This is a genomic window from Bradyrhizobium sp. NAS80.1 (genome assembly GCF_001908205.1).
Lineage (GTDB): Bacteria > Pseudomonadota > Alphaproteobacteria > Rhizobiales > Xanthobacteraceae > Bradyrhizobium.
Map to the genome: position 1 here is coordinate 16,686 of NZ_LGHL01000135.1, position 12,221 is coordinate 28,906.

A 12,221-nucleotide genomic window follows, 5' to 3' on the forward strand; every position below is an offset into this window, starting at 1 on the left:
CGCGGCATCCGCCCTTTTGTTGGGCAATCATCCTATTTTGAAAATATTGAATATTCAACAATTGAAGTGCATATAGATGCAGCATTGATTGCAAGACATTCACTCATTTTGGGTCAAGACGAAGTCTTAGCCGTGGCAAAACCGTCGAAAGAAAACTCCCCGATCACCGAACACCTCGCTTACCTGCTCGCGCAAGCCAACCGGGAGATCAACCGGCAGCTGGAACTGCGCTTGAGCAAGGAAGGCGTTCCTGTCGAGCAGTGGCGTATCCTGAAAGTGCTGTCGGATGGCAACGGCCATTCGATGGGCGAGCTTGCAGACGCCGTGCTGCTCAACCATCCGACGCTGACCAAGATGATCGACCGCATGGTCTCCGACACGCTGGTCTATCGCGTGCAGGACCCGAACGACCGCCGCAAGGTCCTGATGTTCATCTCAGACCGCGGCAAGGTGCTGTGCAAGAGGCTCAACTCGCTCGCAGTGGATCAGGAAGAGCACATCCTCGAAAGCTACGGCGACAAGTCGACGAGCGAATTGAAGCGGCTGCTGGAGAGCTTGATCGACAGCTCGAATTGAGCGGTGGCGCTTGCTGAGTCCTGGCTTTCACAATGTCGATGCTGTGGAAAGAGTTGCGTGCCACGCACCGGAACGTCATCGCCCGACTTGTTCGGGCGATCCTGTATTCCAGAGACGGTTGTGAGATGCGGAGAGGCTGCGGCGTAGTGGGTCGCCCGGTCTAGCCGGGCGACGACAGCATGAGGCGCTGACGTGGCGCCTTAATCTGCGAAGCTAGCTGCTACGCATACCGCCCGTGGCAGTGCTTGTACTTCTTCCCTGAGCCGCACGGGCAGTCCTCGTTGCGGCCGACCTTGCCCCAGCTTGCCGGGTTCTTCGGATCGCGCAGGGCTGCGTCGGTGTGCTGCGGGGCGAGCGAGACGTTGGCGACGGCCATTTCGTCTTCGCCGGTGTTCGGGTCGAACTTGTGCGCTTCCATCGCGGGCAGCAGCGGGGCTTCCTGCTCCGGCGGGACGATCTCGACCCGCATCAGCTGCGCGGTGACGGCCTCACGCAGATGCGCGCTCATCTCCTGGAAGAGGTTGAAGGCTTCGGTCTTGTACTCCTGCAACGGATCGCGCTGGCCGTAGCCGCGCAGGCCAATGACCTGGCGCAGATGGTCGAGCATGATCAGGTGCTCGCGCCAGAGATGGTCGAGCGTCTGCAACAGGATGGTCTTCTCGACGTAACGCATCACGTCGGGGCCCCATTGCGCGACCTTCGCCGCCATGTGCTCGTCGGCGCGATTCTCGATACGCGTCAGCAACTCCTCGTCGGCGATGCCCTCTTCCTTGGCCCATTCGTCAACCGGCAGGTCGAGATCGAGCACGCGCTTCAATTCGTCCTTGAGCCCCGCGACGTCCCACTGCTCGGCATAGGCATGCTCGGGCACGTGCTTGGCGACGAGGTCGTCGATGAAGGCGTGGCGCATGTCGGCGACGGTCTCGGCGACGCTCTCGTCCTTCATCAGCTCGACGCGCTGGTCGAAAATCACCTTGCGCTGGTCGTTCTGGACGTTGTCGAACTTGAGGAGGTTCTTGCGGATGTCGAAGTTGCGCGCCTCGACCTTCTGCTGCGCCTTCTCCAAGGCCTTGTTGATCCAGGGATGGATGATGGCCTCGCCCTCTTGCAGGCCGAGGCGCTGCAGCATGCTGTCGAGACGATCCGAGCCGAAGATGCGCATCAAATCGTCTTCCAGCGACAGGAAGAACTTCGAGCGGCCGGGGTCGCCCTGACGGCCGGAACGGCCGCGGAGCTGGTTATCGATGCGGCGGGATTCGTGACGCTCGGAGCCCATGATGTAGAGGCCGCCGGGCTTCGTCACGGTCTTGGCGGGCTTTGAGCCCTTCGCCGGCTCGATCTCGACGGTTTCCTCGGCCTTGAGCACGATATCGCGGAAGTGCGCGATGTCGGCCTTGATCTGCTCGATCTTCCTGGCTTTCTCGGCTTCGTCCTCGATGCCCGCAGTCTCCTGCTGGACGCGCATTTCGATCGAGCCGCCGAGCTTGATGTCGGTGCCGCGGCCGGCCATGTTGGTCGCGATCGTGATCGCGCCGGGCACGCCGGCTTCCGCGACGATGTAGGCTTCCTGCTCGTGGAAGCGCGCGTTCAGCACCGCGAACAGCTTCGCCGGCTTGCCGGCGCGGGCGGCGGCATAGAGCTTGTCGAGCGCGTGCTCCTTGCCGAAATCGATCTGCTTGTAGCCGTTCTGCTTCAGGAACTCGGCGAGCACTTCCGACTTCTCGATCGACGCCGTGCCGACCAGGACCGGCTGGAGCCGCGCGTTGGCGCGCTCGATCTCGGCGAGAATGGCGGCGTATTTTTCCTTCTGCGTGCGGTAGACCTCGTCGTCCTCGTCGAGGCGCGCGATCGGCAGATTGGTCGGGATCTCCACGACCTCGAGCTTGTAGATGTCGAACAATTCGTCCGCTTCGGTCGCGGCCGTACCGGTCATGCCCGCAAGCTTCTCGTACATGCGGAAGTAGTTCTGGAAAGTGATCGAGGCCAGCGTCTGGTTCTCGGGCTGGACCTGGACGTGCTCCTTGGCTTCGAGAGCCTGGTGCAGGCCTTCCGAATAGCGCCGGCCCGGCATCATGCGGCCGGTGAACTCGTCGATGATGACGACCTCGTCGTCACGGACGATGTAGTCCTTGTCGCGGGTGAACAGCGTGTGGGCGCGCAGGGCCTGGTTGATGTGGTGCACGACGGAAACGTTCTCGACGTCGTAGAGCGACTCGCCCTTGAGCTGGCCGGCATCGCGCAGCAGCGTCTCGATCCTCTCCATGCCGCCTTCGGTCAGCGTCACCGTGCGCTGCTTCTCGTCGACCTCGTAGTCGGACTTGTCGAGCTTGGGCATGAACGAATCGATGGTGTTGTAGAAGTCGGAGCGGTCGTCTAGCGGACCGGAGATGATCAGCGGCGTGCGCGCTTCGTCGATCAGGATGGAGTCGACCTCGTCGACGATGGCGAAGAAGTGCGGCCGCTGGACCATGTCCTCGAGCCGGTACTTCATGTTGTCGCGTAAGTAGTCGAAGCCGTATTCGTTGTTGGTGCCGTAGGTGATGTCGCAGGCATAGGCCGCCTTGCGCTCGGCATCGTCCAGCCCGTGGACGATCACGCCGGTGGTCATGCCGAGGAAGCCGTAGATCTGACCCATCCAGCCGGAGTCGCGGCGGGCGAGGTAGTCGTTGACGGTGACGACGTGGACGCCCTTGCCGGCGAGCGCGTTGAGGTAGACCGCAAGCGTTGCGACCAGCGTCTTGCCTTCGCCGGTCTTCATCTCGGAGATGTCGCCCTCGTGCAGCACCATGCCGCCAATGAGCTGGACGTCGAAATGGCGCTGGCCGAGGGTGCGCTTGGCGGCCTCGCGCACGGTGGCGAAGGCCGGCACTAGGATGTCGTCGAGCGTCTTGCCCTCGGCGAGCTGCTTCTTGAACTCGGCGGTCCGGGCTTTCAGCGCCTCGTCGGAGAGTTTCGAGACCTCGGGTTCCAGCGCGTTGATCGCGTTGACGCGGGACTGGTATCCCTTCACCCGCCGGTCGTTGGCGGAGCCGAAAAACTTGCGGGCGAGCGCGCCGATCATGCCTAATTCCTGTGTTCGCGAATTAACCGCGTTGCAGCCAAGAGGTTGTCACCTTCTTGCCTATCAACTCACCGTGACGCCTTGTGGTGCCAGTGCCCGACTGCGGGGTCATCCGCCATATGGGTGGGAATTGAGCAAGTCAGGGTTCAACGGCCAAAAACGCAGCAAAATAAACGCCATCGCCATGGACGCGACGGGTCAGAGATATGGCCGCCCCCTAGCCTTGTCAACGGCGGGCGCATTGCGGCTAATTCATCATTTTGACAGACTTTTCGCGTTGCCAAGCCCCCCTGAATTGGGCGAGTGTCCGCCCCGCTCGAGCAGCCCCCTGCTTCAACAAAAGGATTTTCCATGACCACCTCGTTCCCGGTAACCACCGGCCAGCGTTTCCGCCATGCGTCCGCCCTGGCTGGCTGCCTCGCTTTGGCGCTGTCCCTGGCTTTCGCGGGCCCGCTCCGGGCGGCCGACGATCCGGTGCTGGCGAAGGTCAATGGCGTCGAAATCAAGAAGAGCGACGTCGCCATGGCCGAGGAAGAACTCGGGCCGAGCCTCGCCCAGATGGACCCGGCGACCAAGGACGAGAACGTCCTGTCCTTCCTGATAGACATGAAGATCGTCTCCAAGGCTGCCGAGGACAAGAAGGTCGCCGACAGCGAGGAGTTCAAGAAGCGCCTGGCGTTCGCCCGTAACCGCCTGCTGATGGACAGCCTGCTCGCCAACGAGGGCAAGGCCGCCACCACCCCCGACGCCATGAAGAAGGTCTATGAAGAGGCCTCCAAGCAGATCACCGGCGAACAGGAGGTGCGCGCCCGCCACATCCTGGTCGAGACCGAGGACGATGCCAAGGCGGTGAAGGCCGAGCTCGACAAGGGCGCCGATTTCGCCGAGCTCGCCAAGAAGAAGTCCAAGGATCCGGGCTCTGCCGATGGCGGCGACCTCGGCTTCTTCACCAAGGAGCAGATGGTGCCGGAATTCTCGGCCGTGGCCTTCTCGCTCGAGCCGGGCAAGATCTCCGACCCCGTGAAGTCGCAGTTCGGCTGGCACATCATCAAGGTCGAGGAAAAGCGCAACCGCAAGGCGCCGGACTTCGAGCAGGTCAAGGCCCAGATCGAGAACTACGTCACCCGCAAGGCCCAGGCCGACTATGTCTCCAAGCTGCGCGCGGAGGCCAAGGTCGAGCGCCTGGACCAGCCGGCAGCTGATGCGGCCAAGCCCGATGCCAAGGCGGACGCCAAGCCGGCCGACGCGGCCAAGCCGTCCGACAGCAAGATGGCTCCCCCGGCGAAGAAGTAAGAATTCGCTGTCACTTCGCTGACGCCAAGAGTATCTAGAGCATCGCAATGGCCGGGCATCGCCCGGCCATCTGCATGTCCAGACCCCATCAAGGCGCCCCGCGATGTCCTCAACCGTCTCCCCGCTCGCCCCGAAACACGTTCCCGACATGCCCGTCATCGCGGGCGTCCGTCTCGCGACCGCCGAGGCCGGCATCCGCTACAAGAACCGCACCGACGTGCTGCTGGCGGTGATGGACAAGGGAACCACTGTTGCCGGCGTCTTCACCCGGTCGAAATGCCCCTCCGCCCCGGTGGAATGGTGCCGCGCCAAGCTGAAGGGCGGCAAGGCCCGCGCGCTGGTGGTCAATTCCGGCAATGCCAATGCCTTCACCGGCAAGACCGGCCGCGCCTCCACCGCACTAACCGCGAAGATCGCGGCCAAGGCCGTCGGGTGCAGCGAGGGCGAAATCTTCCTGGCTTCGACCGGCGTGATCGGCGAGCCGCTGGACGCGACCAAGTTCGACGGCGTGCTCGGCCGGCTGGCCGAGGCCGCCGAGCCCGGCGATTATCTCGCCGCGGCCAAGGCGATCATGACCACCGACACCTTCCCGAAGGTCGCGACCGCGACCGTCAAGCTCGGCAAGGCCAAGGTCACCATCAACGGCATGGCCAAGGGCGCCGGCATGATCGCCCCCGACATGGCGACGATGCTGTCCTTCATCTTCACCGACGCGCCGATCGCGCCCGCCGCGCTCCAGGCGCTGCTCAAGAGCGGTGTCGAGGACACTTTCAACGCGGTGACCATCGATGGTGACACCTCGACTTCGGATACCCTGCTCGCCTTCGCGACGGGCGCCGCCGCCGAGCATGGCGCGCCAAAGATCAGCCGCGCCAGCGATCCGCGCCTGAAGGCGTTCGTCAAGGCATTCAACCAGGTGCTCGCCAACCTCTCCGAGCAGGTCGCCCGCGATGGCGAAGGCGCGCGCAAGCTGGTCGAGATCACGGTCGAGGGGGCCAAGACCAAGGCGTCGGCGCGCAAGATCGCGATGTCGATCGCCAACTCGCCACTGGTGAAGACCGCAATCGCGGGCGAGGACGCCAATTGGGGCCGCGTGGTGATGGCGGTCGGCAAGGCCGGCGAGCCGGCCGATCGCGACAAGCTCTCGATCTCCTTCAACGGCATCCGCGTCGCCAAGAACGGCGCGCGCGATCCGTCCTATGACGAGGCGCAAGTGTCGGAGGCGATGAAGGCGCCGGAAATCGCGATCAAGGTCTCTCTCGGCCTCGGCAAGGGCCGCGACCGCGTGCTGACCTGCGACCTCACCAAGGAGTATGTCGCGATCAACGGGGATTACAGGTCTTGAGTCTTCTCCCTCTCCCCGTTCTTACGGGGAGAGGGTTGGGGTGAGGGGCTTCTCTCCACGAGTGAGATTGCCGCGGGACCTGTACCCCCTCACCCGGATTGCTTCGCAATCCGACCTCTCCCCGCAAGCTGGGAGAGGTGAAACTAACCTCACCCCGAGATCCGCGCGTCCGCGACTGCCTTCCTGAACAGCGCATTCATCGCTTCCGAGATGCCCTGTGTCGGGCTCACCTCGAAATACAGTCCGGGCGAAGCGCAGCTCTGCATGTTCTGCGCGATCTCGCTGTTCGGCGACGGCCCGAACGGTCCCTTGTTGAAGGGGTCGATGTACTTCATGTACCAGGAATTGGTCGGGAGTTGCAGATAGGTGGTGTAGAGCACCGCAATCTTGATGCCGCGGTTCTTGATAGTGGTGCAGAGCGAGACGTTGATCGGCGACTGGCAGCGCCCGCCGCTCACCGTCGGCTTGGCGCAGCCAGTGTTGGACTCGTCGGCGACGCCGTCCGAGACGAAGAACAGATATTTCATCGGCGACGCCGGCGTCCCGGCTCCGGGCGCACTGATCACGTTGTTGATCGCCGGAAAGACCGTGCTGAACGGCGTGTCCTTGTCGGCGGTGTAGGCATCATTGTTGCCATAGACACCCATCAGGTCGATGCCGCCGGCCGCCGTCTTGGCGCTCGACAGGCTCGCCGACAGCGAGAACAGCGCGCGCAGGCCGATGGTCTTCGACGATGCGCCGAAATCGTAGATCGCCATGCGGAACTGGTTCGAATAGGTCTCCGTGGCCGCGGCCGTGTCCATCAGCGATTGGGTCGCGCTGCGCAGCACGTCAATCCGCGTCGTCACGCCGAGCTTCTTGGCGAGATTGTAGTAGTTGTTGGCGTCGTTGTAGTCGTGGCAGGCGAAGGCGCATTTGTCGGACGTGTTGGCGACCATCGTACTGACGTCCGTCGGCGTCGCCGCCACGCCCATCGACGGCGAATTGTCCATCAGGAGGTAGAAGTCGACATAGAGCGGCATGGTGGCCGTGGAGGTCGACGAGCCGGTCACTGTCAGCGCGGTCTTGCCGATCACACCGAGGAACATGGTGTTGATGGTGCCGCTGAACGTAACGGTCGAGACGACCGTCGAACCGGTCTTGACCACGGTCGGCGTGACGCTGCCCAGCGTATAGCCGGTCAGGTTGGCAACGTTGGCATTGAAAATGTTCTGGGCATCGGTGACGCCGACGGGGATCGGACCGTCCGAGGTCATCGAGCCCGCCGCGGCAAACGCCGGCGACGCCTTCGCGACCGAGCCGACACTGGCCGCATCGGCCGCGGCCTGAAGCTTGGACTGCATCTGCGTCGCGCGGGCGTAATCGACCGCGCAGCCGACCACCGTGATCAGGGGAACGCAGCAGAGTGCGAAGATCACCGCGATATTGCCGCGCCGGTCGCGGACGAACCGGCGGACGAAGGTGCGAAACGTAGCGCGCATGGATCGGGCCCGGAGTAGTTTTGACCGTTTCGACCCTAGGAACCGTCAATTAAATATGACTTATGGAGATCTCAGAAACACGGGCCGAAACGGGGTTAACGAACCGTTGCGGGTCATCTTCAGCGAGCGACATTTCAGGCATGGCCAATCTCAAACTGACACTGGTGGTGGCGTGCGCGCTTGTAGACGCCGACAAGCGCGTTCTGATCGCACAGCGCCCCGAGGGCAAGAACTTGGCCGGCCTCTGGGAATTTCCCGGCGGCAAGCTCGAGGCTGGCGAGCGGCCGGAGCAGAGCTTGATCCGCGAGCTCTCCGAGGAGCTCGGCATTACCGTCGCCGAGCCGTGCCTGGCCCCGCTGACCTTCGCGAGCTACGGCTACGAGACGTTTCATCTCTTGATGCCGCTCTACATCTGCCGGCGCTGGGGTGGTCAGGTCACCCCGCGCGAAGGCCAGACCCTCGCCTGGGTCCGCGCCAACAAGCTGCGCGACTATCCGATGCCGCCCGCGGACATTCCGCTGATCCCGCATCTGATTGATTTGCTGATGTGAGGTTTCCGTGCCCCGGACGCAGCGCAGCGCCATAAGCGCGTTTACGCGCGTCTTGGACACGCTATGCGGTGCGCCGCAAAGCCGGGGCCCAGGAGCCTCAGAACTGGGTCCCGGCTCTGCGGCGCATCACCAAGGTGCTGCGCCGCGTCCGGGACACGCTAGTCCCGCTTAATCTTCTTCACCGCCTCCGCCAGGCTCGCCTTGGCCGACCCCGGCTTCAGCGGCTGCTGCTGGCTTGCATGCGGCGCCCAGCCGGAGAGCCAGATGATGTCAAAGGTGGCGCGGATGCGGCCATCGGCGTCGGCGAAGCGTTCGGCGTAGATTTCGGCCATCCGCAGCAGCGTTGCGCGCCGGCTCGGTGTGCGGCGCCGCTCGATCAGCACATTGGCCGCGCCCATGCGGCGGAGATCCTGCATCAGCGCGAAGGCGTTGGCGTAGCGCACCACGACGCGATCGACGTCGGTGACCGGTAGCGCGAAGCCTGCCCGCTGCAGCAGCGCGCCGATGTCACGCAGATCAGCGAACGGCGCCACGCGCGGCGAAACGCCGCCCTCGCATTCGGCTTCGGCCGCGGCGAAGGCCTGGCGCAGCTCGGTCAGGCTGTCGCCGCCGATCATCGCGGCGAGCAGCAGCCCGTCCGGTCTCAGCGCGCGACGGATTTGCGCGAGCACGCCCGGCAGGTCGTTGACGAATTGCAGCGCCAGCGCCGAGACGACGAGGTCGAGGCTTTCGGGTGCGAGGGGTAACTTCTCATCGCCGACCACATCGAGCGCGATTCGCTGGATGGAAGGCAGTCGCGCACCCAACTCCGCGAGGCCGTCGCCGGGGGTCCAGAGATCAACAGGTACGTGAAACTCCCGCATCACCGCGGCCAGCCGGTCGGACATGTCCTCGGCGACGCGATCGAGCAGGAAGGTGACCTCGCCCTGCGCACGTGCCCGTTGCTGCCGCGCATGCAGCAATGCGCGATCGAACAGGGCGGGCGGGGTTTGCACGTTCTGAGCCATGCCGCTGGTTACGCCGATCATGCCGGCTATTGCAATCTCCTCTCTCGTGTCCCGGACGCGCTGCAGCGCTTCCAAAAGCGCGTTCATGCGCGTCTTCGACACGCTACGGCGCTGCTGCGCAGAGTCAGGACCCAGAAAGCAACACCGTACGATGCGGTGAGATGGGCCCCGGCTCTGCAGCGCACCGCCGAAGTAGCGCTGCGCTGCGTCCGGGGCACGAGAGCGTGGCTTGAGCGGATTGCCGTGGAACGCTAGCCTCTCCCAATGGAAGCTGAAAGCGCCCGTGCCCGCTCCATCGCCGCGCCGCTGCGGGCTGTATGGACGGCTGGCCGTCATGTCCTGACGAGGGCAGCCCGGCTCGCGCTCGACATTGCGCTACCGACGCTGTGCGTGTCCTGCCGCGAGCCGGTCGATGGCGAGGGCGTTTGCGCGGCCTGCTGGGCGCGGCTGTCGTTCATCGAACGGCCCTATTGCCCGCGGCTCGGCATTCCCTTCGTCTATGATCCTGGTCCCGACATGCTGTCGATGGAGGCAATCGCGAGCCCGCCGGCCTACCAGCGGGCGCGCGCAGCGGTACGCTATGACGACGTCGCGCGAACGCTGGTGCATGCGCTGAAATACCAGGACCGTACTGATCTCGCGCCGGCCATGGGCCGCTGGATGGCCCGCGCGGGCGGCGAGCTGCTCACCGGCGCCGACATGCTGATTCCCGTTCCCCTGCATTGGCGAAGGGCCTGGCGCCGCCGCTACAACCAGTCCGGCGCGCTGGCGCGCGTCATCGAGCGGCAGAGTGGGGTGAAGGTACGAGGCGAGGTGCTGCGCCGGGTGCGCGCCACCGAGCAGCAGATCGGCCTGTCGCGGGCTCAGCGCGCCACCAATGTGCAGGGCGCATTCCAGGTATCCCCCGACCGTCAGACCGAGGTCCAGGGCTGCCGGATCGTCCTGATCGACGATGTCCTGACCTCAGGCGCGACGCTTGATGCCTGCGCGCGGGCCTTGCTCCGCGCCAGGGCGGCCCAGGTCGACGTGCTGGTATTCGCCCGGGTTGTCGAGAACGGCCCCCGTCCCATATAATTCAATGAATTCATGACATGAGAGCGCCAGAGAACATGACCGCTGCTGTCGAGATCTACACGAGGCCGGGCTGTGGCTATTGTTCCGCCGCCAAATCGCTGCTCACCCGCAAGAAGGCGACCTTCACGGAGTTCGATATCGCCAAGAACCCGTCCTGGCGCGCAGAGATGTACGACCGCGCCGGCGAAGGCTCGACCTTCCCGCAGATCTGGATCGGCGGAAGCCATGTCGGCGGCTGCGACGACCTCTATGCCCTCGACCGCGAAGGCAAGCTCGATGGCATGCTTGGAAGCGTGAAGGCCGTATCATGAGCGAGAATCGGACCTTCACCGCCGCCATGGTGCAGATGCGCACCGGCCTGATGCCAGAGCCGAGCCTCGAGCAGGCCACCAGGCTGATCCGGCAGGCTGCGGCAAATGGTGCCGAATACGTGCAGACGCCCGAAGTCAGCAACATGATGCAGCTCAACCGCAAGGCGCTGTTCGAGCATCTGCAGAGCGAAGAGGACGACAAGTCGCTGAAGGCATACAGGGCGCTCGCGGCGGAACTCGGGATTCATATCCATGTCGGCTCGCTGGCGCTGCGCTTCTCGCCGGAGAAGGCGGTCAACCGCTCCTTCCTGATCGGGCCCGAGGGCGATGTGCTCGCGAGCTACGACAAGATCCACATGTTCGACATCGAGCTGCCGGACGGCGAGAGCTATCGCGAGTCCGCCAATTACCAACCGGGCGAGACGGCTGTTATCTCCGACCTGCCGTGGGGCCGCGTCGGCCTGACAATCTGCTACGACGTGCGCTTCCCTGCGCTCTACCGCGCGCTGGCCGAGAGCGGTGCGTCCTTCCTCACGGTGCCATCGGCGTTCACCCGCAAGACCGGCGAGGCGCATTGGCACGTTCTGCTGCGCGCGCGCGCGATCGAGACCGGTTGCTTCGTGTTCGCCGCGGCGCAGGCCGGCCTGCACGAGAACAAGCGCGAGACCTATGGCCATTCGCTGATCATCGATCCATGGGGCGAGATCCTCGCCGAGGGCGATGTCGAGCCCGGCCTCATCATGGCCAAGATCGATCCGGCCAAGGTCGAGACGGCGCGACGCGCGATCCCCTCGCTCCAGCACGGCCGCCGCTTCGGCGTCGCCGACCCCAAGGCGGGGCCGGACCATCTGCAACTCGTACGGGGATCCGCATGATCCGTTACGCGCTCCGCTGCGACCACGACCACGAATTCGAGAGCTGGTTCCAGAGCTCGTCGGCTTATGATTCGCAGGTGAAGCGCAAGCTCGTGACCTGCCCGATCTGCGGTTCGGCCAAGGTCGACAAGGCGATCATGACCCCGCGCATCGCCGGCAAGAAGGGCCGCGGACGCGCAACGCCGCCGCCGGAGCCGGCCACGACCGCCGCGGCCGAGGCTGCGCCGTCAGGATCGACCTCGCTGATGATGGCGCAGGAGCGCGAACTGCGCGCCAAGCTCAAGGAATTGCGCGACCACATCGTCAAGAACGCCGACAATGTCGGCGAGCGTTTTGCGAACGAAGCCCGCGCGATGCATTACGGCGACAAGGAGCACCGCCCGATCTACGGCGAGGCCTCGCCCGAAGAGGCGAAGTCGCTGATCGACGAGGGTATCGAGGTGTCGCCGTTGCCGACGCTGCCGGAAGACCGGAACTGACGCGCGCTTGTCGTCATGGCCGGGCTTGCCCCGGCCATCCACGTCTTTTTTTCGCGAGCACGAGAACGTGGATGCCCGGGACAAGTGTTTAGCCCGGAGACATCGCTGACACCTGTTCGGACACATCACTGACAGGTTGGCCATTGGTCAAGTCGATCGATGCGACCT

The 12,221-nt window shown here is 64.4% G+C and carries 11 protein-coding genes; 8 read left to right on the forward strand and 3 right to left on the reverse strand.

The window, feature by feature from the left end; translation table 11 throughout:
* Positions 1-132 precede the first annotated feature (132 nt).
* Positions 133-576, forward strand: a complete 444-nt coding sequence (locus AC629_RS28780; RefSeq protein ID WP_084808242.1) for a MarR family winged helix-turn-helix transcriptional regulator — start codon at positions 133-135, stop codon at positions 574-576.
* A 220-nt stretch (positions 577-796) separates the two neighbouring features.
* Here AC629_RS28780 and secA read toward each other — a convergent pair whose 3' ends face one another.
* The gene (gene secA / locus AC629_RS28785) at positions 797-3,637 is read right to left on the reverse strand and encodes a preprotein translocase subunit SecA (RefSeq protein WP_084808243.1); all 2,841 of its coding nucleotides are present in this window, start codon (positions 3,635-3,637) and stop codon (positions 797-799) included.
* A 351-nt stretch (positions 3,638-3,988) separates the two neighbouring features.
* Here secA and AC629_RS28790 point away from each other — a divergent pair, with 351 nt between their 5' ends.
* Both AC629_RS28790 and argJ read left to right on the forward strand, forming a co-directional pair.
* On the forward strand, positions 3,989-4,930 hold the full coding sequence (locus tag AC629_RS28790) for a peptidylprolyl isomerase (RefSeq protein ID WP_084808244.1): 942 nt from the start codon (positions 3,989-3,991) through the stop codon (positions 4,928-4,930).
* Positions 4,931-5,033: 103 nt separating this feature from the next.
* Complete coding sequence (argJ, locus tag AC629_RS28795) at positions 5,034-6,275, forward strand: bifunctional glutamate N-acetyltransferase/amino-acid acetyltransferase ArgJ (RefSeq protein ID WP_084808245.1); 1,242 nt, start codon at positions 5,034-5,036, stop codon at positions 6,273-6,275.
* 149 nt (positions 6,276-6,424) lie between these two features.
* On the opposite strand, the gene AC629_RS28800 is transcribed toward argJ, so the two are convergent.
* On the reverse strand, positions 6,425-7,756 hold the full coding sequence (locus tag AC629_RS28800; protein ID WP_084808246.1) for a TadE/TadG family type IV pilus assembly protein: 1,332 nt from the start codon (positions 7,754-7,756) through the stop codon (positions 6,425-6,427).
* 140 nt (positions 7,757-7,896) lie between these two features.
* On the opposite strand from AC629_RS28800, the gene AC629_RS28805 reads away from it, so the two are divergent.
* The gene (locus AC629_RS28805; protein ID WP_084808247.1) at positions 7,897-8,307 is read left to right on the forward strand and encodes a (deoxy)nucleoside triphosphate pyrophosphohydrolase; all 411 of its coding nucleotides are present in this window, start codon (positions 7,897-7,899) and stop codon (positions 8,305-8,307) included.
* A 158-nt stretch (positions 8,308-8,465) separates the two neighbouring features.
* Here AC629_RS28805 and AC629_RS28810 read toward each other — a convergent pair whose 3' ends face one another.
* Positions 8,466-9,335: a methyltransferase domain-containing protein gene (locus AC629_RS28810; RefSeq protein ID WP_084808253.1), complete on the reverse strand. Its 870-nt coding sequence runs from the start codon at positions 9,333-9,335 to the stop codon at positions 8,466-8,468.
* 243 nt (positions 9,336-9,578) lie between these two features.
* On the opposite strand from AC629_RS28810, the gene AC629_RS28815 reads away from it, so the two are divergent.
* The 4 genes from AC629_RS28815 to AC629_RS28830 are packed head-to-tail and all read left to right on the forward strand — an operon-like array spanning position 9,579 to position 12,053.
* Positions 9,579-10,388 carry a ComF family protein gene (locus AC629_RS28815; RefSeq protein ID WP_084808248.1) on the forward strand — a complete coding sequence of 270 codons (810 nt, stop codon included), beginning with the start codon at positions 9,579-9,581 and terminating at the stop codon, positions 10,386-10,388.
* 35 nt (positions 10,389-10,423) lie between these two features.
* Entirely contained in the window at positions 10,424-10,699 is a 276-nt protein-coding gene (gene grxC, locus AC629_RS28820; RefSeq protein WP_084808249.1) for a glutaredoxin 3, read from the forward strand.
* Positions 10,696-11,574 (forward strand): carbon-nitrogen hydrolase family protein, encoded by an 879-nt coding sequence (locus AC629_RS28825; RefSeq protein ID WP_084808250.1) that lies wholly within the window; start codon positions 10,696-10,698, stop codon positions 11,572-11,574. Before grxC ends, AC629_RS28825 begins: the two co-directional genes overlap by 4 nt.
* On the forward strand, positions 11,571-12,053 hold the full coding sequence (locus AC629_RS28830; protein WP_084808251.1) for a DUF1178 family protein: 483 nt from the start codon (positions 11,571-11,573) through the stop codon (positions 12,051-12,053). The genes AC629_RS28825 and AC629_RS28830 overlap by 4 nt, the downstream gene beginning before the upstream one ends.
* Positions 12,054-12,221: the final 168 nt, after the last annotated feature.